Source organism: Bacillus sp. NPDC094077, assembly GCF_050279465.1.
GTDB lineage: Bacteria > Bacillota > Bacilli > Bacillales > Bacillaceae_G > Bacillus_A.
Genome location: NZ_JBNNUF010000003.1, coordinates 292,704 through 315,431, shown reverse-complemented (window position 1 = coordinate 315,431; position 22,728 = coordinate 292,704). Strand labels below are relative to the sequence as shown.

The 22,728-nt window shown below is 34.4% G+C and carries 26 protein-coding genes, 1 pseudogene and 1 riboswitch; of the genes and pseudogenes, 5 read left to right on the top strand and 22 right to left on the bottom strand.

All coding sequences use genetic code 11. The annotated features are described in order from the left end of the window. Positions 1 to 177: 177 nt before the first annotated feature. The 5 genes from nrdF to ACQKNR_RS10290 all read right to left on the bottom strand — a co-directional run bounded on the left by nrdF (position 178) and on the right by ACQKNR_RS10290 (position 4,687). Positions 178 to 1,146 (bottom strand): class 1b ribonucleoside-diphosphate reductase subunit beta, encoded by a 969-nt coding sequence (gene nrdF / locus ACQKNR_RS10310; RefSeq protein ID WP_001203033.1) that lies wholly within the window; start codon positions 1,144 to 1,146, stop codon positions 178 to 180. A 97-nt stretch (positions 1,147 to 1,243) separates the two neighbouring features. Beyond that, on the bottom strand, positions 1,244 to 3,328 hold the full coding sequence (nrdE, locus tag ACQKNR_RS10305; protein ID WP_427317529.1) for a class 1b ribonucleoside-diphosphate reductase subunit alpha: 2,085 nt from the start codon (positions 3,326 to 3,328) through the stop codon (positions 1,244 to 1,246). Continuing rightward, entirely contained in the window at positions 3,315 to 3,674 is a 360-nt protein-coding gene (gene nrdI, locus ACQKNR_RS10300) for a class Ib ribonucleoside-diphosphate reductase assembly flavoprotein NrdI (RefSeq protein WP_427317527.1), read from the bottom strand. Before nrdI ends, nrdE begins: the two co-directional genes overlap by 14 nt. Positions 3,675 to 4,149: 475 nt before the next feature. Next, a complete protein-coding gene (locus tag ACQKNR_RS10295; protein WP_427317526.1) occupies positions 4,150 to 4,467 on the bottom strand; it encodes a hypothetical protein in 318 nt (105 codons plus the stop codon). A gap of 25 nt (positions 4,468 to 4,492) precedes the next feature. Continuing rightward, complete coding sequence (locus tag ACQKNR_RS10290) at positions 4,493 to 4,687, bottom strand: hypothetical protein (protein WP_000344284.1); 195 nt, start codon at positions 4,685 to 4,687, stop codon at positions 4,493 to 4,495. 245 nt (positions 4,688 to 4,932) lie between these two features. Here ACQKNR_RS10290 and ACQKNR_RS10285 point away from each other — a divergent pair, with 245 nt between their 5' ends. Beyond that, positions 4,933 to 5,511 carry a GNAT family N-acetyltransferase gene (locus tag ACQKNR_RS10285; protein WP_427317524.1) on the top strand — a complete coding sequence of 193 codons (579 nt, stop codon included), beginning with the start codon at positions 4,933 to 4,935 and terminating at the stop codon, positions 5,509 to 5,511. A gap of 35 nt (positions 5,512 to 5,546) precedes the next feature. On the opposite strand, the gene ACQKNR_RS10280 is transcribed toward ACQKNR_RS10285, so the two are convergent. Both ACQKNR_RS10280 and ACQKNR_RS10275 read right to left on the bottom strand, forming a co-directional pair. Next, the gene (locus ACQKNR_RS10280; RefSeq protein WP_427317523.1) at positions 5,547 to 6,149 is read right to left on the bottom strand and encodes a histidine phosphatase family protein; all 603 of its coding nucleotides are present in this window, start codon (positions 6,147 to 6,149) and stop codon (positions 5,547 to 5,549) included. A gap of 91 nt (positions 6,150 to 6,240) precedes the next feature. After that, complete coding sequence (locus ACQKNR_RS10275; RefSeq protein ID WP_427317521.1) at positions 6,241 to 6,387, bottom strand: hypothetical protein; 147 nt, start codon at positions 6,385 to 6,387, stop codon at positions 6,241 to 6,243. A 249-nt stretch (positions 6,388 to 6,636) separates the two neighbouring features. On the opposite strand from ACQKNR_RS10275, the gene ACQKNR_RS10270 reads away from it, so the two are divergent. Continuing rightward, entirely contained in the window at positions 6,637 to 6,822 is a 186-nt protein-coding gene (locus tag ACQKNR_RS10270) for a YkvS family protein (protein ID WP_427317520.1), read from the top strand. Positions 6,823 to 6,870: 48 nt separating this feature from the next. On the opposite strand, the gene queF is transcribed toward ACQKNR_RS10270, so the two are convergent. From queF to queC, 4 genes are read right to left on the bottom strand one after another with little or no spacing between them, the layout of a single operon-like run. Further along, entirely contained in the window at positions 6,871 to 7,368 is a 498-nt protein-coding gene (gene queF, locus ACQKNR_RS10265) for a preQ(1) synthase (RefSeq protein ID WP_427317519.1), read from the bottom strand. An 18-nt stretch (positions 7,369 to 7,386) separates the two neighbouring features. Next, positions 7,387 to 8,103 (bottom strand): 7-carboxy-7-deazaguanine synthase QueE, encoded by a 717-nt coding sequence (gene queE / locus ACQKNR_RS10260; protein WP_193411504.1) that lies wholly within the window; start codon positions 8,101 to 8,103, stop codon positions 7,387 to 7,389. Continuing rightward, entirely contained in the window at positions 8,096 to 8,587 is a 492-nt protein-coding gene (queD, locus tag ACQKNR_RS10255) for a 6-carboxytetrahydropterin synthase QueD (RefSeq protein WP_000368413.1), read from the bottom strand. The genes queE and queD overlap by 8 nt, the downstream gene beginning before the upstream one ends. Then, complete coding sequence (gene queC / locus ACQKNR_RS10250) at positions 8,587 to 9,249, bottom strand: 7-cyano-7-deazaguanine synthase QueC (RefSeq protein WP_025150973.1); 663 nt, start codon at positions 9,247 to 9,249, stop codon at positions 8,587 to 8,589. The genes queD and queC overlap by 1 nt, the downstream gene beginning before the upstream one ends. A gap of 93 nt (positions 9,250 to 9,342) precedes the next feature. Continuing rightward, a riboswitch (PreQ1 riboswitch) is annotated at positions 9,343 to 9,386 on the bottom strand. A gap of 205 nt (positions 9,387 to 9,591) precedes the next feature. On the opposite strand from queC, the gene ACQKNR_RS10245 reads away from it, so the two are divergent. Continuing rightward, entirely contained in the window at positions 9,592 to 10,800 is a 1,209-nt protein-coding gene (locus ACQKNR_RS10245) for an ATP-binding protein (protein WP_427317516.1), read from the top strand. A gap of 11 nt (positions 10,801 to 10,811) precedes the next feature. Here ACQKNR_RS10245 and ACQKNR_RS10240 read toward each other — a convergent pair whose 3' ends face one another. From ACQKNR_RS10240 to ACQKNR_RS10225, 4 genes are all read right to left on the bottom strand, one after another. Beyond that, positions 10,812 to 10,928 carry a DUF6254 family protein gene (locus tag ACQKNR_RS10240; protein WP_000038354.1) on the bottom strand — a complete coding sequence of 39 codons (117 nt, stop codon included), beginning with the start codon at positions 10,926 to 10,928 and terminating at the stop codon, positions 10,812 to 10,814. Between the two features lie 102 nt (positions 10,929 to 11,030). Beyond that, a complete protein-coding gene (locus tag ACQKNR_RS10235) occupies positions 11,031 to 11,564 on the bottom strand; it encodes a DinB family protein (protein WP_427317514.1) in 534 nt (177 codons plus the stop codon). A 139-nt stretch (positions 11,565 to 11,703) separates the two neighbouring features. Then, the gene (locus tag ACQKNR_RS10230; protein WP_427317512.1) at positions 11,704 to 13,398 is read right to left on the bottom strand and encodes a M3 family oligoendopeptidase; all 1,695 of its coding nucleotides are present in this window, start codon (positions 13,396 to 13,398) and stop codon (positions 11,704 to 11,706) included. A gap of 156 nt (positions 13,399 to 13,554) precedes the next feature. Then, a complete protein-coding gene (locus ACQKNR_RS10225; protein ID WP_427317510.1) occupies positions 13,555 to 14,001 on the bottom strand; it encodes a MarR family winged helix-turn-helix transcriptional regulator in 447 nt (148 codons plus the stop codon). 193 nt (positions 14,002 to 14,194) lie between these two features. On the opposite strand from ACQKNR_RS10225, the gene ACQKNR_RS10220 reads away from it, so the two are divergent. Next, positions 14,195 to 15,691, top strand: a complete 1,497-nt coding sequence (locus ACQKNR_RS10220; protein ID WP_427317508.1) for a DUF3149 domain-containing protein — start codon at positions 14,195 to 14,197, stop codon at positions 15,689 to 15,691. Between the two features lie 29 nt (positions 15,692 to 15,720). On the opposite strand, the gene ACQKNR_RS10215 is transcribed toward ACQKNR_RS10220, so the two are convergent. Next, positions 15,721 to 16,002 (bottom strand): Spo0E family sporulation regulatory protein-aspartic acid phosphatase, encoded by a 282-nt coding sequence (locus ACQKNR_RS10215; protein WP_427317506.1) that lies wholly within the window; start codon positions 16,000 to 16,002, stop codon positions 15,721 to 15,723. 337 nt (positions 16,003 to 16,339) lie between these two features. On the opposite strand from ACQKNR_RS10215, the gene ACQKNR_RS10210 reads away from it, so the two are divergent. Further along, entirely contained in the window at positions 16,340 to 17,110 is a 771-nt protein-coding gene (locus ACQKNR_RS10210; protein ID WP_427317504.1) for a divergent polysaccharide deacetylase family protein, read from the top strand. Between the two features lie 67 nt (positions 17,111 to 17,177). Here the strand turns inward: ACQKNR_RS10210 and cbpA are convergent, their stop codons facing one another. From cbpA to phnW, 6 genes and pseudogenes are all read right to left on the bottom strand, one after another. Then, the gene (gene cbpA / locus ACQKNR_RS10205) at positions 17,178 to 17,801 is read right to left on the bottom strand and encodes a cyclic di-AMP binding protein CbpA (RefSeq protein WP_427317503.1); all 624 of its coding nucleotides are present in this window, start codon (positions 17,799 to 17,801) and stop codon (positions 17,178 to 17,180) included. A gap of 127 nt (positions 17,802 to 17,928) precedes the next feature. Next, entirely contained in the window at positions 17,929 to 18,558 is a 630-nt protein-coding gene (locus ACQKNR_RS10200) for a class II aldolase/adducin family protein (protein ID WP_427317501.1), read from the bottom strand. A 275-nt stretch (positions 18,559 to 18,833) separates the two neighbouring features. After that, positions 18,834 to 19,195: pseudogene (locus ACQKNR_RS10195) on the bottom strand (NEAT domain-containing protein); the annotation flags it as partial. A gap of 426 nt (positions 19,196 to 19,621) precedes the next feature. Continuing rightward, positions 19,622 to 20,404: a DeoR/GlpR family DNA-binding transcription regulator gene (locus ACQKNR_RS10190; RefSeq protein WP_193411514.1), complete on the bottom strand. Its 783-nt coding sequence runs from the start codon at positions 20,402 to 20,404 to the stop codon at positions 19,622 to 19,624. 36 nt (positions 20,405 to 20,440) lie between these two features. Beyond that, positions 20,441 to 21,625, bottom strand: a complete 1,185-nt coding sequence (locus ACQKNR_RS10185; RefSeq protein WP_427317499.1) for a saccharopine dehydrogenase family protein — start codon at positions 21,623 to 21,625, stop codon at positions 20,441 to 20,443. Further along, positions 21,622 to 22,719, bottom strand: a complete 1,098-nt coding sequence (gene phnW / locus ACQKNR_RS10180) for a 2-aminoethylphosphonate--pyruvate transaminase (RefSeq protein ID WP_427317497.1) — start codon at positions 22,717 to 22,719, stop codon at positions 21,622 to 21,624. Before phnW ends, ACQKNR_RS10185 begins: the two co-directional genes overlap by 4 nt. Positions 22,720 to 22,728: the final 9 nt, after the last annotated feature.

Genomic DNA, 22,728 nt, shown 5'->3' with positions numbered 1-22,728 from the left:
TTATTCAATCCTTCATAACACTAAATATAACTTTAATCCGTATTTTTTATTTTCACTTCCTCACAAATTGGGCTTTTACGAGATAGAAATATTTCCACGAAATAATAACATTATGTAAACTATTCATAGAAAAAAAGCTGTCTTTTCTATAAAGACAGCTTTTTCTATGACACCATATTAAAAATTGAATACAAAGTCATCATCTGATAACTTTTCAACATTTGTTGCTTTTACGTAACCATTTCCTTTTACAGAGAAGAAATCATGGTTTTTCGTATCTGTACGTAAACCATTTAAAACGATTGGGTTAATTTCTTCTTCTTCAAACTTCGGTTCAAGTCCTAAGTTCATAAGTCCTTTATTCGCATTGTAACGAACGAAACGATTTACATCCTCTACAAGACCGATAGAAGTGTAAATTTCTTCTGTGTATGCCATTTCAATTTCATATAGTTCCATTAATAACTCTTGCGTTTCTTTTTGCACTTCTTGTTGATCTTCTGCAGAAAGTTCCGCGAAGATTTGTTGTGCTAAAATACCGACGAATACGCCGTGAATAGACTCGTCACGAATTATTAAGTTAATAATCTCACCACTTGCAGTCAATTTTCCTTGTCCTGCTAAGTAAAGTGGATAGAAGAATCCACTATAGAATAGGTAACTTTCTAAGAACACACTTGCTACCATTGCCATGTATAACTCTTTTTTCGTTACTTCAGGCTTTAATAAACGACGATAGTAACTCGTAATAATACCAGCCTTTTTCTCAAGTAATGGATGATTATCTACCCATTCAAAAATATCATCAATTTCTTCTTCCGTAGCTAACGTTGTAAAAATATGACTGTAACTCTTCGCATGTACTTCTTCCATAGCTCCCATGAAAGCTAATACACTTTTCGCTTGTAAATTTTCCAGATGAACAAGTACAAGAGGCATCCCTTCGCCGCCTTGTTTCGTATCTAAAAGTGTTAAACCACCTAATACACGCTTATAAGCAATTTGCTCTTCTTTTGATAATTGCACCCAAGTATTTTTGTCAGAAGACACTGCGATTTCTTCTTCTGTCCAAAACTGAGCGATGTTTTGCTTCCAAAACATTAAACTAAAATCATCTTCTTTTTTGTTCCAGTTTACCGCACGCATTAAATCGCCCCTTCTCTCTAAATAAACATGAAAAATTGATAACTAAGCATGAGCAGGGTTCAGAAAAACCCTGCTCACAATGTCTCACTTTTTCTTATTAAACAGTACAAGCTACGCACTCTTCCACGCTTAATTTACGTGTTCTCGTATAATACAGACTCTTCAAGCCTTTTTTATGTGCATAGATGTAGTAACGTGCTAACTCACGTGTTGAGATATCACTATTAACATAAAGAATCGTACTAATTCCTTGGTCAATATGCTCTTGAATTTCTGCGATTAAATCAATTAGTTTAAATTGATTCATGTCGTAAGAAGATTTATAGTACCAGAACGTATCTTTTGATAAATATGGCATTGGATAATATGTTGTCGCATTCGCATATGTTCTTGATTCGATTTGACTTACGATCGGCATTACGCTTGAAGTTGCATTTTGAACGTAACTGATAGACTGTGTTGGAGCGATAGCAAGACGATATGAGTTATATAATCCATTCTTCTGCACTTGCTCTTTTAAACTTGTCCAATCTTCTTTTGTTGGAATATGAATTCCTTCAAATAATTGCTGAACTTTTTCAGTTACTGGACTGTAATCTGTCGCTTCATACTTTTCAAAGTATGTGCCGTTTGCATAATCAGACTTATCGAAGTCTTTAAATGTTTCGCCTTTTTCTTTAGCGATTTCCATACTTTTCTCAATAGAGTAGTAATTTAACATCATAAAGAATGTACGAGCGAACTCTTTCGCTTCTGCACTTTCATAAGCGATTTTATTTTTTGCTAAATATCCATGTAAGTTCATTGCACCAAGTCCAACTGAATGAAGCTCGTCATTTGCTTTTTTCACAGTTGGTGCATTCGGAATAATCGTCATATCAGAAACAGCTGTTAAAGCTTCCATTCCCGCATGAACTGCTTCACGAATTTCTTTATTTTCCATTACATTTACGATATTTAACGATCCTAAGTTACAGTTAATATCACGGCGGATAATATCATCTGTACCGTAATCGTTTATTTCAGAAGTTTCTTGAAGCTGGAAAATTTCTGTACACAAGTTCGACATCTTCACAGTTCCAATATCCTTCAGTGGATGTTGATTATTTGCATTTGATTTAAACATTAAGTATGGGTAGCCAGACTCAAGTTGGATCATAGCAATTTTAATAAGCATATCACGTGCACTAATATCTAGTGGCTTCTTCTTCACTTTCGGATTGCTCATTAATTCATCGTACATTTCATCAATGTCAATATCATCTAAATGCTTTCCGTATTCCTTATACACTGTATAAGGCGCAAAAACATGGAACGGTTCGTTTTTCTCAGCAAGCTCAAAGAACTTACTTGGGACGATAATTCCGATTGATAGAGACTGAATACGGCTCTTTTCATCGGCATTTATTTTTTTTGTATCAAGGAATTCAATAATATCCCAATGGAAAATGTTTAAGTATACTGCGCCGGCACCTTTTCGTTGGCCAAGTTGATTCGCATATGAAAACGAATCTTCAAGCAATTTCATAACAGGTACTACTCCACTTGCAGCATTTTCGATACCTTTAATTTGCTCACCGCGTGCGCGTAGCTTAGATAAGTTTAAAGCTACTCCCCCGCCAATTTTCGATAATTGCATTGCAGTATTAATGTTAAAGCCGATTGAATTTAAGCTATCATCCATCTCTAACAAGAAACAAGACACCATTTCTCCTCTTCTGCTTCTTCCCGCATTTAAAAAGGTTGGTGTCGCTGGTTGGTAGTTTTGTTTGACAATCATGCTTGCAAATTGTTTTGCTTTCGCAACATCACCGCGTCCTAAGTATAATGACACAATTGCTACACGATCTTCATAGCTTTCTAAGTATTGTTTTTGATCATTTGTTTTTAACGCGTAATCTTTGTAGAACTTAGATGCTGCCATATAAGATTGGAACTCGAAGTTTTCACCATAAGCGATGTTATATACTCCTTCTACTTCCTCCAAGCTATACTCGTCCAGAACGTTGTAATAGTAATCATGTTCTTTCATATACTCCATTCGCTCTGCCACGCTATTAAAATGAACGGTATTCGCTCTAGCTTCTTCCATAAAGACTTCTAATGCTTCTTTATCTTTATGTAGCTGATAGAAACCGTCCTGCATTTGCGTGATTTCATTATTCAGTTCAATGTGTCGCAATCTCCCGCACCCTTTCCTTAAAATATTCTACATCGTTATTTGTTCCAGATAACTCAAATTTTGATACAATAGGCACTTCATATTTAGCAGAAATTTTGTCAGCACTTGCACCGAACATGTCTCCCCAGTTACGATTGCCGCTTGCAGATACGCCTTTTAATTTTTCATTATTGCGCTCTAAAAAGTCTAAAACACGTTCTGGTACATTGCCAAAACCTGTTGTATACGTAATAAGAATAAAATCTTCATCTATTACTAGATCTTCATCAATTTGAACGGCCGGCATATTTAATTTGTGGATGAAACGCTTCACGTTTCCTGTCATAGAATCATATGCAACTAACATTTCCGACCCTCCCTCTCCAATCTATACTCTCTGTATGTCGCTCTCGATTTCTCTATATATTGTATTACGTTTCAAAATAAGACACAAGATATATGTATAAATTCTTTCTTTTTTTAACTTTTACTTTTCGACATGATAGCCATTTTTTTTCAATACAATGACTATGAAACAACATTCTAAAACTCATGTCAATAAAGTGCTTTTCAAAAAAGTTGTCAACGAATTTAACCTTATTTTAAAAAAAGTTAACAATATTTTTTGTCATAAAACGGTAAATGCTGGAGGAATATATTTCTCCAGCATCACGCAAAAAAGAACAGACATGAAACGATAATCTGTTCTAACAAACGATTACATTTATCAATTTTACTTTATTAAATATTATACATATACTTTCGTTGCTCGTTACATACTAAAAGATAACTATTATAGAAAAAGATTATTATTATGGAATTTCAATTTATTTATGAAAAGTTTATTCAGAGTGCTCAATACGCAAAATATCTTTTACAAATATGTGATGTGGATTCTCATCTTTATCAAGCATTGTACATACAGGAGCTTCTTCATCAAAGTATACGATCATTCCTTCTATGTACTGATATGTATTTTGAACTTGTACAGTTACTTTAATTTCTGCTGCTTGCTCATACGCCCTTTTTATTTTCTGAAGCATTTTTGTTGAACATTTTCGTTTCTCTGGATACATAACCATTCCCATAAATCTATTGCCAGCTCTATCTTTCCACATATAATCCCAATGCGGTAAAATGCCTTGTTTAAAATCGCCCATAATTCTCCTCTCCTTTATCTTCTATTTATGAACGTGGCGTTTCTGAATATGTATAAATTACTTGCCCGCCGCGCTGTGCGTTCCCAATAATATGTTTAAAATCTTCTCGACTTACTACAACTTTCCTAAACGTATAAAATACATCTTTCGTTGCAACATACTCCTTTATCTCGCCATTTTTCAGCTGATCCAAAATTGTATTTGCTAATTGTTCATCCATGTATTTCACCTCTATGCAATATTTTATTTTATCGTATATTCTATAGGTCAACAACTGTAAAATTATCCAGCTGCTATTCTCCAATTTCATATTCATTATTTGTAAAACAATTTTATTTTACTATATGTCCACTAAATATCATATACTAACATAGCTACTTCTCTATATCAAACATTTCGACATTCAATCATACAAAGTTCCATACCACTATGTTACAATATACGAATAGAACTAGGAGGGATACTATGATTCGGAAAGCAACAAAGACAGATGCAAAGGCAATAGCCCCTTTATTGTATAACGCTCTGCACGAAATTGCTGAAAAAATCACTGGTAGCACAGTTGAAGCAAAAGTATTACTTGGACTTGAAACATGGTTCACAAAAGAAAATAATCGATTGAGCTATGAAAACTGTTTAGTAGCTGAACAAGATGGAAAAGCAGTTGGGGTTATTGTCGTTTATCACGGTAGTGACGCTGAACAACTTGATGCACCAATCGTACACTACTTAAGAGAACTACATGAAGACGAATCCATTACGTTAGAAAAAGAAGCTGAACTTGATGAGTATTATATTGACACGTTGTCAGTTTCAAATATGTACAGTGGACGTGGCATTGGCTCTAAATTAATCGATGCAGCTGAACTTCATGCTGCTGAAAAAGGTCATGAAAAAATCGCCTTACTTGTTAACTTAGAAAACAAACGTGCTTTTTCACTGTATGAAAAACTAGGTTACAAAAAAGATAAAACTGTGATGCTCGTTGGCGAACCTTATGCCCATCTAATAAAACCATTACGTACATTGGTTTCTATATCTTAAAAAAAGCACACGATTTTATATAAAATCGTGTGCTTTTAAGTTAATTTTGTATTTAATACCCTTCCATTCATCGCCTCATGGAACGTATACTTTGTATATCCCCACGGCTTCCGGTGAAAAATAGGAGGTCCAGACCATCCCATCGCCCTCAGTTCCGCACCAATCATCGTATTAAAATAACTATGTCCTACTATCGCGATTTTCCCGTGCACCAGCGCGTAGCGATGTAACATATTAGCAGCTTCTTTCGCCCTTTCTCTTGCTTCTTTATACGACTCAACACCTTTATGATACCCAACCATCCATAAAGCACGTCCAATAAAAAACCACGTTCCTGGTTTACATTTAAACCATTCCGGTGCAAAAAAACTCGACGGTACTTCTACTTCCCTAAAAAGAGAATTTTGCACAAAGGACAAAGAATTCATTAATTCCGCTGCTGACTGTACAGCACGTCTTTGATCACTCGATACAATTAAATTTGCCGATTCTACTGCCTCGATTGTTTCAATCGGTATGTTACACTCCCTACCCACACTATCTACATCATATCTCTTCAGCCATTCATGAAATGAAGTAATTGTCATCGGTTCTATAGCACTATTCAAGCGACCATGACGAATAAAAGATATCCACATTCTTTCCACTCTCCATTCATCACTTACGAACTATATTATGTACTATTTCTTACATTCATCATAACATGCTGAAAATAAAAGTTACATATTGTTACATATCTCCGCCACTATCATGAGTAATAGAAGCATCTATTCCATCAAAGTATGTATTCGTTTCATATTGACGAATTTTCTTCAACTGTATATAAGAAAATAAAAATAAGAACAAAGCTATAAAACTCCCCATAATTTCAAACATTATTTTACCGCTCCTATTTCCCCCATATTAACAGACCAACATCCATTTCCATTATACTCCAATATAAAGATATAAACACTTTTTCTCCACCGTCATATTAAATCTGGATATTATCTTACAAAATATGAATTTTTTTCGACTATTTACTTTGAAAACATTTACAAAACAGGAAACATAGTTCAAAATAAAGGAAAATAAAAAATCCCAAATTATTCTTTTTTGGAAAAACTGTAACAAGGAGAGTTGCTTATGCAGATCGCAGAAACTGGAGATATCATCGAATTTAAAGGTGGCATGCAAGGCCGTGTTCAAAAAGTAAATCAAAACTCTGTTATTGTTGATATAACAATTATGGATAATTTTAGAGAACTAGATATGGAACCTCTTACAGTTGTAAGTCATAAAAACTATACTGTCATTAATCAAAATGCATAATATAATAGAAAGAAAGGGCCTGTATAGTATACAGGCCCTTTCTTTCTATTAACGATTATCAATTGTTTCCGGATATAAATCGTGGTTCATCATACGGTAGTCTGCCATTTGTTCATACTTCGTTCCTGGTCGACCGTAGTTGCAGTATGGATCAATTGAAATACCACCACGCGGTGTAAATTTCCCCCATACTTCAATGTAACGCGGATCCATTAATTTAATTAAATCATTCATAATAACGTTCATGCAATCCTCGTGGAAATCACCGTGATTGCGGAAGCTAAATAAATATAACTTTAAAGATTTACTCTCTACCATTTTTTGCTCTGGAATGTAGCTAATATAAATCGTTGCAAAGTCTGGTTGTCCTGTTTTCGGGCATAAACTTGTAAATTCAGGACAATTGAATTTTACAAAATAATCACGGTTTGGATGATTATTATCAAATACTTCTAAAATTTCCGGGCTATATTCAAATAAATATTTTGTATTTTGATTTCCTAATAATGTTACCTCTTTTAAATCTTCATCTAATCTTCCTGCCATTTTAAACATCCCTTCTCGTTATACACCGCGTTTATTTCCCCATACTAACGCATGAAGCTGCGGCAATACTTTCGCATCATTCATTGCTTTACAATTTACAGCTTTATCAATCAGCCACTCATATTTTTCTAATAGTTTATTTATTAGCATCGCATCATCCACTGTTTTTGTATCATCATTCCCTACTTGTAAGAAAAATGGTACATCTGGATATCGTTCGTGCATCTTAACTGCATATTCAAAATCATGATCATCGAATACTACTACTTTTAAACTAATATCTTTTCCCGCTAGTTTCTGAACAACAGCATCTAACTTCTGAAAATCTGTATGCATCGCCGAACTTGGTGGTTTTGGAGAAATCGTTATCTCATCAATTTGAAGTAACCAATCTTGCCATTTACTCCCTTGCGTTTCGATTGCCGTTCGCATTCCATTCTCTTTTAATATAGAAAGAAGAAACTCAATATTTTTCAGCAATACCGGATTCCCGCCTGAAATCGTAACATGAGAAAAATTTTCGCCACCAATTTCTACAAGTTCATTCCAAACGTCTTCTGGTGTCATCTGTCTAATTTGATCTTTAGCTGATCCATCCCACGTAAATGCTGAATCACACCAAGCACAGCTATAATCACAACCAGCTGTACGGATAAACATTGTCTTTTGCCCTACAACCATCCCTTCACCTTGAATAGTCGGACCAAATATTTCTAAGACAGGGATTTTACTCATCGAGCATCCACTCCCGTCTTACTTCCGCATAACTAGTTGGTGTCTCAAAAAGACGAACAAATTCAACACGAGCTCCTTTATATTCGTTTACACGATTATCTTTCGTTAATGCTTCTGCCATCTTTTCATAAATCCAAACAACCATATTTTCAGCAGTCGTATTCATCGCTGGTAATGTTTCGTTTAAATAGCGATGATCTAAATATATTTCGATTTCATTTTTCCAAATTTCTTTTATATCTCCAAAGTCAATTGCAAGGCCTATTTCATTTACATACCCACTAATTCCAAATACAACTTTATATGTGTGACCATGTAAGTTTTTACATTTCCCTTCATAACAATGTAAATGGTGTGCTGCATCAAATGTAAATTCCTTGCTGACCATTACTCTTTTATTATGATATTTGAGTTGTTTACGTTGAATATCCTTGTCCATTTTTTGCAAATTTTCTACGATGCGAAATCCAAAGAAATTATCCATTAGTTGTTCGCTCCTTCGCGTTCTTGTAAGTACGTATCTAATCCCGCTTTACGAAGTTGACATGCCGGACATTCACCGCAACCATCACCAATGATTCCGTTATAACATGTTAATGTTTTTTCTCTAACAAACTCGAATGCTCCAAGTTCATCAGATAATTTCCACGTCTCTGCTTTATCAATCCACATAAGTGGTGTGTGAATGACAAACGGATAATCCATAGATAAATTTAATGTAACGTTTAACGATTTCACAAACACGTCACGGCAATCTGGATAACCACTAAAATCAGTTTCACATACACCCGTTACAATATGACGTGCTCCAACTTGTTTTGCTAATACAGCAGCAAATGATAAGAATAGTAAATTTCGTCCATCCACAAATGTTGATGGTAATTCACCTTCTTCATGTGTAATCTCCATATCCGTTCTCGTTAACGCATTTGGAGCAAGTTGATTTAATAGACTCATATCTAGTACCGTATGTTTAATTCCTAGCTCTTTCGCAATTTCCGCTGCACAATCAATTTCTAACTTATGACGTTGATTGTAATTAAACGTTACAGCTTCTACTTCTGCAAACTGTTGCATTGCCCAAAATAAACATGTTGTACTATCTTGTCCACCACTAAAAACAACAACCGCTTTTTCTTTTTTCATTTCACTCATTCTCCTTCTCTACTACGAATAAGAAGAAAGAACGTTCTTGAACTGTCACAATAAAAAAACAAAACAATACCTAAGGATATTGTTGTTTCCATAGTTTTTTATAGAGGGAGTTCGCGAACCTCTCCCATGCATAGCACGGAATTCCTTCTTTCATTGACAAAACTCATTGTAACATATTGTATACTACCAGAAAAAATTTCTGATTTTTCCGCTATTTCACATTTCATTTCGTTCGTTTTATAGTATGATTGATTTAATATTAGGGGAGGGGGCATCATACTGAAACTCTTTATTATTTACCTCTTTTTAAATATACTATCCATTCTCGTTACAATGCTTGCATATCACTTATTTTGGAATCAAAAAGGAAAGCGATCTCCTAAATTAAATTCAGCTATATTTATTGCATTATGTTGTCTCGCTACTATGCTATGTATCACTTTTGCTGCAAAAACAACTAACGGTTTTCAATTCGATATGCGACATATCGTATTAATTGTCGGCACATTAACAGGAGGACCTATTGCCGGCGTTTCTATTTTAGCTGTATTAAACATATATCGCTTCTTATTAGGAGGAGTAGGGGTTTTTCCATCCTTTATCGCTTCTATTCTCCTATTCATTGTTCTACTATTTACATGCAAAGTTTTTAATCGAAGCTCCAATCACATAAAAATAGTACTTGCTATTTTTTACAGTCTTACTTATGGGTTTGGTTGGATACCATTTTTCCTTGCAAGGGTTACTAATGATGCAGATTATATCCCACATATTATCGTGTATGAACTATGCACAATAATAGGTACGATCCTTATTTTATATTTACTACACATATTACAAACGCAGGTTCGTCTCCAAAATGAACTTATGAATGCTGAAAAATTTCATTTAATAGGCGAAATGGCTGCTTCCATCTCTCATGAAATTCGCAATCCTTTAACTTCAACGAAAGGATTTTTGCAACTTTTACAGTCGGATACATGTTCTGAAGAAGAGCGAAAATTGTATATCGACATAGCCATCAATGGTATCGAACAAGCAAATCATGTCCTTACCGACTACCTAACCTTTGCAAAACCGAGTATTGAAAAAGAACAAACATTACAGCTAGAGGAAGAATTACTGCATGCATTATCTTTAATTACACCTCTTGCCAATTTGACAAATGTTCGTACCCATTACATAAAGCAAAGCACTTCTTTCTTTATCGCTGGAGAGAAGCAAAAACTAAATCAATGCTTATTAAATATTTTAAAAAATTGTATTGAAGCTATGCCAAAAGGCGGTGATCTTTATTTCACATTAATTCCTGATCATAAGCATATACAGCTATATATAAAAGATACAGGAGTCGGTATGAATCAAGAACAAGTGAAACGTCTCGGTTCTCCGTTCTATTCAACGAAAGAAAAAGGCACTGGGCTTGGAATGATGGTCGTATTCAGTGTTGTTCAAGCTATGAATGGAAGAATTGATATTATAAGTGAAAAAGGAATCGGTACAACCTTCTTATTAACCTTTCCACTCATACAAAAAACGTGATGAAATAATCATCACGTTTTTTCTGTCCCTTCAACCAATTCAGCAAAAGCTTTCACTTTTCCATGTGGTTTTTGATTCTCTTTACGAGCTTTCCAAGCGCGCTCTTCTTCTCTCTTTTTCTTGGACATACTTTTCAACTCCTTCTTTTCTTTCTCCATGTAGTATTCCAAAGTAAGAAAGAAAACTATGCATGCGTCAAAAAAAAGAAGCGGTTTCCCACTTCTTCCACTTTATCGCTGTAAAATTGCGTGTTTTGCCTCTTTTAACTGCGTAAGATGTCTTTGTTCATGCAAATCAAGAAATTGAACCCACTGATACAAATTTAAATCATGAAAAACCGGATGCTTTAATCCATTTTCAAATAATTCTTTTTCATCTATGACACTATGAAGCGCATGTAACAGTTCTTGTCGTGAATGTTCTAGTAATTGAATTCCTTGTTGTTTTTTCATTAAAGTTTCTGTTGGTTGCATTTGCTGAGGAGCTTCTCGTTTATGTGTGCGATCAAGCGTAAGTTGAAGGTCTTTAAATGGAGTTGCATTTCTTTCTTTTTTTTGTAAAGCATATACAAGGGCAGATGTGACAGATTGTTCAACTAAATGCAAATGATGCAAAATTTGAATAATACTCCATTTATCACGACGTGGCTTTAGATTTACTTCTGTATCATTTAACATTTCAATTTCTGATAATAGCGTGCTTCGGGTAGACTGTAATGAGTTCAACAAACTTTCTAAACTCACATCCATATTAGATTGAAGCATACTTCTTTCCCCCCTTTTTGTTGGTGAAAAGAGGTGCTCCTTATTCGAAACACCTCTTAATAATTCTGAATTTTCTTTTATTATCTCATCATTTTCCCATTATGTCGATGTTAAACATGTGAAAAAAAACGCATGTTTTTTACAATTTTGTGTCGTCAATCGCATGTAGCCATGCTTCAATTTCTGTAATGACACTTTTCACACAACCCTCAGCAAATGGCGATGTTAAGTTTGCAACTTCTACTAATTCCAAGAATGATTTACTTCCCCCTTGTTGACAAAGGTTCACATAATCTTCCCACGCCTCTTGTCTATTATCTCTTGCACGTTTCCAAAATTGCAGTGCACAAATTTGAGCAAGTGTGTAATCAATATAATAGAAAGGTGAGCTATAAATATGACCTTGACGTTGCCAGAAACCACCGCGCTCTAAATAATCATTATCCTCATAATCACGATGCGGTAAATACTTCTTCTCTATGTTACGCCATGCTGTCTTACGCTCTTCGGGTGATGCCTCAGGATTTTCATATACATAATGTTGATATTCATCAACAGATACACCATATGGTAAAAACAGAAGTGCTGAACTTAAGTGAGAGAAGTAATATTTATCTGCATCTTCTTCAAAGAATAGCTTCATCCATGGCCATGTAAAGAATTCCATACTCATAGAGTGGATTTCACACGCTTCATATGTTGGCCAATTATATTCTGGAATTTCAAATTTACGACTTTCATATACTTGGAAAGCATGACCCGCTTCATGTGTTAATACGTCAATGTCACCAGATGTTCCGTTGAAGTTTGAGAAAATAAATGGCGCTTTATAATTCTCAATATATGTACAATATCCGCCACCAGCTTTTCCTTTTTTTGCAACTAAATCTAATAAGTCATTATCTAACATGAAATTGAAAAATTCATCTGTTTCAGCCGATAACTCTTTATACATCGTTTTCCCATGATTAACAATCCAATCCGCATCTCCTTTTGGAGTTGGATTACCTGTAGCAAACTCAAAGTTTTCGTCGTAATATGCTAACTTCTCTACACCGATACGCGCTTGTTGTCTCTTTCTTAATTCCGTTGTAACTGGAACGATATAATCAAGTACTTGCTGACGATAATTCGCCACCATCTCCGCATTATAATCTGTACGATACATTCTTGCATATCCGAGTTCAACAAAGTTTTTGAAACCTAAAGATTTTGCAATTTTCGTTCTCACTTTAACAAGCTCATCATAAATACGATCTAGTTCTTCCTCATTCTCAGCTAAAAATCCGTAGTATGCTTCACTTGCTGCTTTACGTTCGCTTCTTTCTTTTCCTTGCATAAATGGAATCAGTTGTGATAATGTTCGTTCTTCCCCTGCAAAGTCAATTTTTGCAGATGCTAATAACTGTGTATATTGTGAAGACAATTTATTTTCTAATTGTAAATCTTTCACGACGTCATCTGAATATGTTTTCAAATCACATTCCGCTAGAGCGAATAATTGCTTTCCATAATACGCCTCTAACTCTTCACGGAATGGAGAATGAATTAACGCTTTATAATATTTTGTGCCATACCCTTGTACAACTGGAGAGAACTCATCAAAGAAATCCTGCTCTTCCTTATAAAAAGCATCTGTCGTATCAACAGAATGACGAATGTAACAAAGGTTCCCCATTGTACCAAAATCATTGCGAATTTCGTTAACTGAATTGATGATTTGTTTTTGTTCTTCCACAGTTTTTGCGTTATCAAACTTCTCTAAAGCAACAGTAAATTTCTCTTTTAATTCTTCAATATTTGGCCGTTTATATTCATAGTCTTTAAATGACATGAACGAGCCTCCTCTCCATTATACGTATCTCTACTATAATTCCATGTTTCCTTTCAAATCTCCTCTTATCCTTCAACAAAATTCGGCACATGGTGCCTTGTTTACATGCAAAAAAGCTTTGGATTTCTTTATCCAAAGCTCCTTTGGAACGTATTATCATTTTTCATACTTTCCAATTTTTTTCAGCAGATCAAGCAATTCATCCTTTTCATCCCTCGTTAACATTTCAAAAGACTGATGTATAACTTGCTCATGCCCTGGAAAAATAGAAGCAATAAAGTTCTCTCCAGACTCAGTTAATTGCGCATAAATAACACGTCTATCATTTGGGCACGGGATCCTCTTTACTAGCCCCTTTTTTTCCAGCTTATCTACAACATATGTAATGCTGCCACTAGCTATTAAAATACGCTCACCAATTTGCTGAAGTGGTTGACCGCCTTTATGATATAGTAGTTCTAACACAGCAAATTCAGTTGGATTTAGCCCGTTACTTTGTATGGATTTATTTGTAGTATCCATAATAGAGCGATGTACACGAGATAATGCAATAAACACTTTTAAAGATTGAGAAATATCTTCTCGTTCATTATTTGATGTCATACAACTTTCAACCCTTCACTTAAATTCTTAGCAATAAAAAGAAAAACGGCTTATTACTTCATATAATTTCCGAATGAGCATTCACTCACCCATTTCCTCTCCCTTAATATATTATGAATGATTCTTGAATAAAAACATGACAATTTTAACATAGTTTATATATAATGATAATAAAAAAGAAGGAGTACCACATTTGAAAGTCAAATTCCAAAGCATTGTTTTATATATATTGCTTGTTATCCTACCAACGATAGGGATTGGTGCTACATTTTATTCGTATCATACGTATAAAATGAAACAGGAAAACACACTATCCGCTCATACGGTTCTCTTTTTATATCGAGACTATTTAGATCATCACCTTGGTGAAGCGATTTCTGCCTTAGAAATGCTCGCAAAAGTCGTAGGTACCGAGACTGGTAACATAAATGGAATTAAACAAATTGTACATGATACAGATGGAAACGATGCACGCTTTTCTGGCCTATATTACGCTACACCAGAAGGAATCATTACAATTGCATCAGAAGGCGAATCACCGCCTATAGATGTCTCAGACCGCAAGTATATTCAAGACGCATTACAAACTAAGAAAACAACTGTATCATCCGTCATTACAGATCGCGTCCTTGGACATCAAGCTATTATGATTGCTTCCCCAATATTTAACAAACAGAAGGAGCTCTCAGGCTTATTGTTAGCAAGTTTACGCTTTGACTACATTTCATCTTCTTTAAATGCTATCAAACCACAATACCATTTCGAAGTAACTGATAAACATGATGTAGTTTTTCTAACCGATGATAATAATGAAACAAGTGATGAGCATTCTAATATACTCACTACCCCACTCCAAAGATTAAATTGGAAGGTCTCTGTTTCTCCATTGCCGATTCAACAACAAACTTTATATCAGTTAGTTTCAATAGAGTGTATAGCTACTTTATTTTTAATGTCTATTTTATTTTTACTTACTCAATATATGTTATTAAAACGTCAAACAAAACTGGAAAGACAACAAAACGAACTACAAAAAATTGAATTGGTTGGAACTTTTGCAGCTAGTACAGCACACGAAATCCGTAATCCTCTTACTGGAATTAAAGGACTCATTGCACTATTAAAAGAGAAATATAAAGATGAACAGGATCAGTTCTACTTTTCCATAATCGAACAAGAAATAGAACGGATTAATGAAATTGTAAGCGAATTTCTTATTCTAGGAAAGCCAACTGCCATCATTGAACAAACATATGATGTAAGAACAATTCTTAATGAGGTCGCATTAATTATTCAATCTGAGGCGAATTTACATAACATTGTATTCCATTTACATTTGCCAGACCATCCTGTTCATATCCGTTGCTCAAAAGACCATATGAAACAAGTGGTTTTAAACATTACCAAAAATGCAATTGAAGCCATGACTTCTAGTGATACACTCACTATTGTCGTAACAAACAATGAAACACACGCACAATTGCAAATTATAGATACTGGAAAAGGGATTCCAAAACATATTCAAAAACACCTCTTTCATCCGTTCTTTACTAATAAAGATACTGGAACAGGTCTTGGACTTGTCATATGTAAACGAATTGTAGAGATGTACAATGGGCATATTTTTATTGACAGTAAAGAAAACGAAGGAACGACAGTTCATATCGAAATTCCGTTACACATAGTATAATTATCCTTATTCTATAAGGGTAATTATACTTATTTCATAAAACCAGCTACAAGCATTCGCCAAAAATTATTCGATTTTCCTTCATACCCGATTTGGAAAATAGGTACTTTTATAATTGAAAACCATTTCGGTGTTTGTTTTTCTTTATAACGCTGGTACTGTAAAATAAGCTTGTCCAATTCTTGACTAACTTGAATTGTCTCCCTACTATTTAACCCACTTGTTAATCCTAATTGAATCATTTCTTCACGCTTCATATGAATATCACGTGAAAGCTTTTCTAATGTGTACTTCCTTTTTACAGTAAACATCCATATCCCCCTTATTATACTTCCATGCTCTCAACTTCACTTCTCCATTGATTTTTTAACTACTTAGTCATATACATTTTTAAGAATCAGAAAATTTAACATTTTCTCCCTGTAATTTACAAATCTTTACCCTCACTTTGAGAATTATTACAAATTATTCTATCTTTGTAAATACATTCGCAATAATAGACATTTTTTTCATCTTCTTTTTTTGTAAATACCAAGTAAAATGCGGACTCTCTATTTTTCACATACTTTTCTTCGACATTTTTTGTTTAATTTATATAAAAACGCAAAACATAATGATAATTGATAAATATAGAAAGGAAATATTTATATGCGTAAATATACGATTGTATTACTCATCTTTACTATGTTCGTACCCTTCTTCTTATTTCCCATTCAAGCGAATGCCCATACGAATAAAGTAGCTATTGTCATTGATGATTTCGGCAATAATATGAAAGGGACAGATAAAATGTTATCGCTTCCCATCCCACTAACTGTCGCAGTCATGCCTTTTCTTCCTTCCACAAAAGAGGATGCAATAGCAGCCCATAAAAAAGGACATGAAGTTATTATACATATGCCTATGGAACCCATTAAAGGTAAAAAAGAATGGCTTGGGCCAAAAGCGATTACAACTGATTTAAGCGATGAAGAAATAAACAATCGACTCGAACAAGCGATCCAAGAGGTACCGCATGCAATTGGAATGAACAATCATATGGGTTCAAAGGTAACAGCTGACGAAAGAATTGTCCGTCTTATACTTGCAGCTTGTAAAAAACACGGTCTATTTTATTTAGATAGCAAAACAAATCCTAATAGTGTCGTTCCAAAAATAGGGAAAGAATTAGAGGTACCTATTATTGAAAACCAACTATTTTTTGATGATGTTTATACAGCAGGACATATTTCAAAACAAGCACAATTACTCATCAAAAAAATTCAAGAAACCCCTATTATGGTAGCTATCGGGCATGTTGGGCCACCAGGCGAAATTACATCACGTGTGATTGAAACTTCCATTCCGAAAATTCGCGAGCATGCAGACTTTATTTATTTATCTGATTTAGCATTATCTCCACCGCCTGTTTCCAAATAAGATTCATTTCTCACACTAAAAAAGGTACCTATCTACGTATAACAGATAGGTACCTTTCCTTTTCACTTTAAATATAATCTACATGACTGACCCGGAATCCCTTTTTCTCTATTTTTTCAATTAATTGCTTTAATTTTTTTTCATTTAACGTATCAGATATATTTACGATAACACGGCGAATATATTGATCACCGTTATCTAACGTAAATAGTCCACCTATATTATATGCCTTTAGCAATGTCCCAATTTCTTTAATCGTCCCCTTACAATCTTGTGTTGCAATTGTTAATATATACCCTCCTGTTCGCATACCGAATGAATCTTCAATAACATCAAATATATTAGAATGTGTTAAAATGCCGACAAATTCATTATAATCATTTACCACAGCTAAAAACGGAAGACGACGGATAACATAAAAAGCTCTGAAAAAAGAATCCTTTTCAAAAATAAATGCAGAGGAATTTTCCTGCATATCTCCCGCATTTACATGCTCTAATCCGCTAATACACTTCTTTTCTAATAAATCCACTTTATAAATAATCCCCGTGAATGTCTTCTCATCTTCTGCTAATACAGGGATTGCTCGAAATCCCGTTTCATTCATAATTTGCAATGCCTTTTCACCAGTATCATTCGTCTTACAATAAGTCACCTGCTGCTTTGGCAGAAAATGATATTTAACTCGCAAAATATGTTCCTCCTTACATGTCATCATGTAATCTATATATAATAAGGAGACCTATATTTTATGAGTGAAATTATTTTTAAAACGCTTTCATTTTTTTTCGTGGAACAGTAATCATTGTGGCTATATTTTATATAACCGAACTTTTCGCCCCTTTTATCATTAAAAGCTTTACGTGATAGTTCATTAAATACTCTATACCTTCCAACCATTTTTTCGCTTCTTCTGGAGTTTTCCCCCACACGATCATGCCGTAATTATGAACAAGTACTACTCCTCCGCCTTCAATAAAATTTGGCATATTGCTTTCTAACAAATCAGCGAATTTTTTTTCATCTTCTACAATTGGAATTGTCATTTCTGTTATACCTTCTTTTCCAAAAACACGTTCCACGCTGCGTTTATCAAATGTTACTTCGCCTTCTTCTCCATATAGCTCTGATATTAAATGACTATCTACAGTCTGCACTTGTAAAATACATTCTGCACTGCTTTTTTTATAAATATCCGCATGCATAAATGACTCTGCAGCTGGTTTTTCTTCGTTTTCAAATACTGGCTCACACATGCAATTTACGACAATAAAATCTTCTTCTGAAAACAACCCTTTATCTCTTCCCTCAACATTCACTAAAAATGTTAATGGCTCTTTTGATGTACATAACGATAAACTAATTTTTGTACCATAAAACCAATCACGAAGTGCCAATTCAGATTTCACATCTTTTAATTCATTCCATTTCTTCAGAAAAAATAACATTTCGTCACCCCCGCCGTAATATTCATATAATGTTCGAACCCTTTCTATGTAAAAGGAGTATTTTTTGATTATTCTAAAAATTTAATTGAATTATCACATGAGAATGCTTTTTTGTCAATATGGTTTCACCGCTCCTTTTAAAAATAGGCTACCCATATGCCAATCCTATTGTCTATTTTCTACTTAATTTTACAATAGAAAATACGTTATTCTCCTAATGAAAGAATAACGCATTTTACTCATTTATTATTTAATTATTGCATTATGCAAAAACTGCGCATATTGTGCTTCTTCTCAAACTCATCAATTTCAAATTGAACTACTTTCGTCCCATTTTTTCTCTTATCCTCTGACAAAACTTTCACATCATGAAATACACCAGGTTGGTTTCTATCTTCTATTCTAAGATATTGAAAATAACCGCTATCTTGTACGGTTACAATAACTATTTTTTCCCTTCTTCAATCGCTACTTTAGGATTTTTTATGTATTGAGCAACCATAGATGGCTCATCTTTTTGATTCTTATATATTTTAATCTCAGTATCATACGTGCGATCACTTTCTGCTGCTAACGCTGGAGTAGAATACGCAGCAAAAGGAATAGCTAATGTCGTGGCTACTACTATAGCCTTAATATAATTTTTTCAAAATAATATCTCCTATCATATATACTCATTTAATTGATAACGAATAAATGAGTATATTACATTAATTTTATATTTCCAACGATAAAAAAATAAAAACTCTTTATTCAACGGGCTTTTTTACCTATAGTATGCAGAATTTCACTCTTTTCTTCCTCATTAATGACACCAATTTTCTGCAAAATATTTGCATACAATACAAGTTTATTATATATCCGTTCTGACATAGTTCTCCTTCTTTCCTCTAACCAACTTTTTTGATATTGGTAAATTATATGAAGGAAATGAGAAAATGTGTCCATTTTTTGCATAAATGCAAAACTTTTATTTCGTTACTTGCAGACAGTAAAACTCCCACAAATTTTTTTGCCAGCAAAGCCAAAAAAATTTGTGGGAGTTTAGATGCTTTCACTTTATTTAACAAACTGTCCATTGAATATTATGCTTTTTAGCTTCTTCTTCAAAACTATATGGCATTTTTTTATCACAAATAACATGTTGAATGCGAGAAAATGCTGCTATTCGATAATTCCCTTTTACACCTACCTTTGTATGATCACATAGAATATATGTTTTTTCCGCTAGTTTCATCATCGCTTCTGACAGTTTCGCTTTTTCTAATTCAAAACTGGAAACTCCAAAACTAGGTAATAACCCATCAATCGAAACAAACGCTTTATGAAAATGAAATTGATGAATCACTTGCTGCGAAATAGATCCTGATACACGCGAATGCTTTGGGGATACTTTCCCACCAATAAATAAAACTTCACCATGAAACATCTTTTTATTAATAGAAGAGATTAATTGTGTCGCGACTGGAAAAGAACTCGTAACAATCGTTAAATTTTTACGATGGACAAGATATGGAACCATTTGAAGTGGTGTGCTTCCATCATCGATTGCAATGACATCACCATCTTCTACAAATGTCGCTGCTTTATAACCAATTCTTTTCTTCTCTTCTATATGTAGCATCTCTCTTTCTAACATCGGTGCCTCAATCCCAGCGCCTGGAAGTTGAACAGCTCCACCATACACTTTCTTCAGCTTTTTTTCACGATCTAATTCTTCTAAATATCGACGAATTGTTTCTGTTGATACAGCGAATTCTCTCGCTAATTCTGAAACTTTTACTTTCCCTTTAAACTCTACCTTTTCAAGAATGGTTCGCTTTCTTTCTTCTCCTACTACAGACATAGCTTCACCCCATTTATATCTCATAAAGTTCCTTGCTTATACAAAATTATAATTTTCTTTGTCAGTGAAAACCTCTTCATGAATATGAATACCGCGCTTTTCTAGTTCATCAAAAATAATTTGTGGATTTTCGAAAGCTTCCTCAGGTGTAACAACACCCATTTTATTTACATTCCCATTTGCAATTAGCTCTGTCGCAATTCCAAATGGAATACCGACGTTTCTCGTATAAGCTCTTAATTTTCCCCACCCTTCAATAGATCCATCAGATAACGGGTGCGTATGATATAATACATGTCTTTGCTTCTCATTATTTTTCATGCCTATTACTTCTACATGAAGTGCATAACCATAAACCTCTGTTTCTTGCCCTTCTTTCGATTGCAATAAATACTTCGAAATACAATCCATAATGCCGATTTCTTTCCCGTTTATTTCAATCTGATCATTACGCAATATACCGTAATTATATAAAGCACGTACGAGCTGCATATTTTGCTGTGGCCAAGTTCCTCTCGTCTCTATCAGTTTGACACCTTTATCTTCTAGTGCTTTTGCTAACGTAATTGTTTCAGAATGGGGAATGATATACTGCGTTGTTTTACCGTAAGGCGCTGGCAATTCAATTTCTCTTGGGCGCGCAAACGGAGGTACTTGCTTAAACTCACAGTCTTCATACACTGTACGCGATGGTAAATGTGGATCATATTCATATGTCGTTGTCTCTGTAATTGATGCTGAAAAAGCAATTGGACGATACGAACCGTGACTGACCCGAACAGAGTCTACATGATCTAGCTGGTTTGCTGCATGCATTGCCATCATTTGCGTTACACCTGGCGTCATACCAAAACCAGGTAAACATGTTTTTTCATTTTGAACAAATATAGAATGGGATTCATTTTCTTCACCAAATCCATTCAAGTTCACACCGTGACACCCAGCTTCCGCAATACAGCGAGTAGACAGTCTATTTAACTTTATCGTCGTGCCATCCATTACAATGTCATAGCCTTTCATTTTTGCGACAGTATCCTCATGATTTGTCACATCAACTTTCACAAAATCAACACGAGGATCATTTAACCACTCTACTACTTTATGACCCTCTTCTTCATTAAAATCGGCTACTGTAATTGTCTCAAATGATGAAAATTGAACTAAATCTAAAATTGCTTCACGACAAATTTTACCTGCTCCACCTAAGCAAAATACTTTCAACCTATAACAGCTCCTTTAGCAATACTATCAACTAAACGGTTAATATCTTCTTCATGTACATCACCGATATTTCCAATGCGGAACGTATCTACTTTCGAAATTTTCCCTGGGTAAATAACAAATCCGTATCTCTTTAATTCGTTATATAACTGCTGAAATTCAAATCCTTCTTCTGGATAAATGAAAGATGTAATAATAGGAGATTGATATTTTTCATCTACTAATGGCTTAAAGCCGATTTCTTTCATTCTGTTCACTAATAGTTTTTGATTGTTGTAATATCGATTGTAACGCGCTTCTACTCCACCCTCTTCTTCTAATTCAAGTAATGCTTGATAAAAGGCGCGTACAATGTGAGTTGGTGAAGTAAAACGCCATTTCCCATTTTGTTCTTCCATCGTTTCCCACTGATCATATAAATCCAATGATAAAGAACGGGCTTGTCCTTTACATTTCAATAGTTCATCACGTTTTGCGATGACAAAGCCGAATCCAGGAACACCTTGAATACATTTATTCGCACTACTAATTAAAAAATCAATTTGCAAATCAGCAATATCTATTTCAATACCACCGAAACTACTCATTGCGTCAACCAGTGTAACTTTTCCGTATTGCTTCCCTAATTTACATACATCTACAATTGGATTAATAATACCTGTTGTTGTTTCACAATGAACAACTGCAATATGAGTAATCTCTTTATCTTGTTGCAATAACTTTTCTACTTCTATAATATTAGTAGGCTCCCACTCTTCTGTTTGACTGACCACCACATCGATATGTAACATCTCTGCCATTTGCACAATGCGCTTACCGTACGCACCATTTGTACAAACGAGAAGCTTTCCGTTTGTAGGAACGACAGAACCAATTACTGCTTCAACTGAAAACGTACCGCTTCCTTGCATTAAGACTGTTGTATATTTCTCTTCTTCCTCTGTTGCTAACGATACAAGTCTATTTCTTACATCTTGCACCATTGTGTTATATTCAACATCCCACGTACACCAATCGTATAGCATAACTTCTTTTACTGTTTTTGTTGTCGTTAATGGTCCTGGCGTTAATAATAAATAGTGATTTTCATTCATGATCCCGTG

Bases quoted from the DNA above. Each gene is read 5' to 3' on its own strand.
- ACQKNR_RS10245 (WP_427317516.1), top strand. From the start codon at position 9,592: ATGCTTGCATATCACTTATTTTGGAATCAAAAAGGAAAGCGATCTCCT.
- queF (WP_427317519.1), bottom strand. From the start codon at position 7,368: ATGGCAGGAAGATTAGATGAAGATTTAAAAGAGGTAACATTATTAGGA.
- nrdI (WP_427317527.1), bottom strand. From the start codon at position 3,674: ATGTTAGTTGCATATGATTCTATGACAGGAAACGTGAAGCGTTTCATC.
- ACQKNR_RS10225 (WP_427317510.1), bottom strand. From the start codon at position 14,001: ATGACATCAAATAATGAACGAGAAGATATTTCTCAATCTTTAAAAGTG.
- queD (WP_000368413.1), bottom strand. From the start codon at position 8,587: ATGGATAATTTCTTTGGATTTCGCATCGTAGAAAATTTGCAAAAAATG.
- queC (WP_025150973.1), bottom strand. From the start codon at position 9,249: ATGAAAAAAGAAAAAGCGGTTGTTGTTTTTAGTGGTGGACAAGATAGT.
- ACQKNR_RS10200 (WP_427317501.1), bottom strand. From the start codon at position 18,558: ATGTTATTTTTTCTGAAGAAATGGAATGAATTAAAAGATGTGAAATCT.
- nrdF (WP_001203033.1), bottom strand. From the start codon at position 1,146: ATGCGTGCGGTAAACTGGAACAAAAAAGAAGATGATTTTAGTTTAATG.
- ACQKNR_RS10295 (WP_427317526.1), bottom strand. From the start codon at position 4,467: ATGGGCGATTTTAAACAAGGCATTTTACCGCATTGGGATTATATGTGG.
- phnW (WP_427317497.1), bottom strand. From the start codon at position 22,719: ATGAATGAAAATCACTATTTATTATTAACGCCAGGACCATTAACGACA.
- ACQKNR_RS10210 (WP_427317504.1), top strand. From the start codon at position 16,340: ATGCGTAAATATACGATTGTATTACTCATCTTTACTATGTTCGTACCC.
- ACQKNR_RS10270 (WP_427317520.1), top strand. From the start codon at position 6,637: ATGCAGATCGCAGAAACTGGAGATATCATCGAATTTAAAGGTGGCATG.
- ACQKNR_RS10280 (WP_427317523.1), bottom strand. From the start codon at position 6,149: ATGTGGATATCTTTTATTCGTCATGGTCGCTTGAATAGTGCTATAGAA.
- ACQKNR_RS10275 (WP_427317521.1), bottom strand. From the start codon at position 6,387: ATGTTTGAAATTATGGGGAGTTTTATAGCTTTGTTCTTATTTTTATTT.
- ACQKNR_RS10285 (WP_427317524.1), top strand. From the start codon at position 4,933: ATGATTCGGAAAGCAACAAAGACAGATGCAAAGGCAATAGCCCCTTTA.
- ACQKNR_RS10190 (WP_193411514.1), bottom strand. From the start codon at position 20,404: ATGTCTGTAGTAGGAGAAGAAAGAAAGCGAACCATTCTTGAAAAGGTA.
- ACQKNR_RS10215 (WP_427317506.1), bottom strand. From the start codon at position 16,002: ATGTTTACTGTAAAAAGGAAGTACACATTAGAAAAGCTTTCACGTGAT.
- ACQKNR_RS10240 (WP_000038354.1), bottom strand. From the start codon at position 10,928: ATGTCCAAGAAAAAGAGAGAAGAAGAGCGCGCTTGGAAAGCTCGTAAA.
- queE (WP_193411504.1), bottom strand. From the start codon at position 8,103: ATGAGTAAAATCCCTGTCTTAGAAATATTTGGTCCGACTATTCAAGGT.
- ACQKNR_RS10290 (WP_000344284.1), bottom strand. From the start codon at position 4,687: ATGGATGAACAATTAGCAAATACAATTTTGGATCAGCTGAAAAATGGC.
- ACQKNR_RS10230 (WP_427317512.1), bottom strand. From the start codon at position 13,398: ATGTCATTTAAAGACTATGAATATAAACGGCCAAATATTGAAGAATTA.
- ACQKNR_RS10235 (WP_427317514.1), bottom strand. From the start codon at position 11,564: ATGCTTCAATCTAATATGGATGTGAGTTTAGAAAGTTTGTTGAACTCA.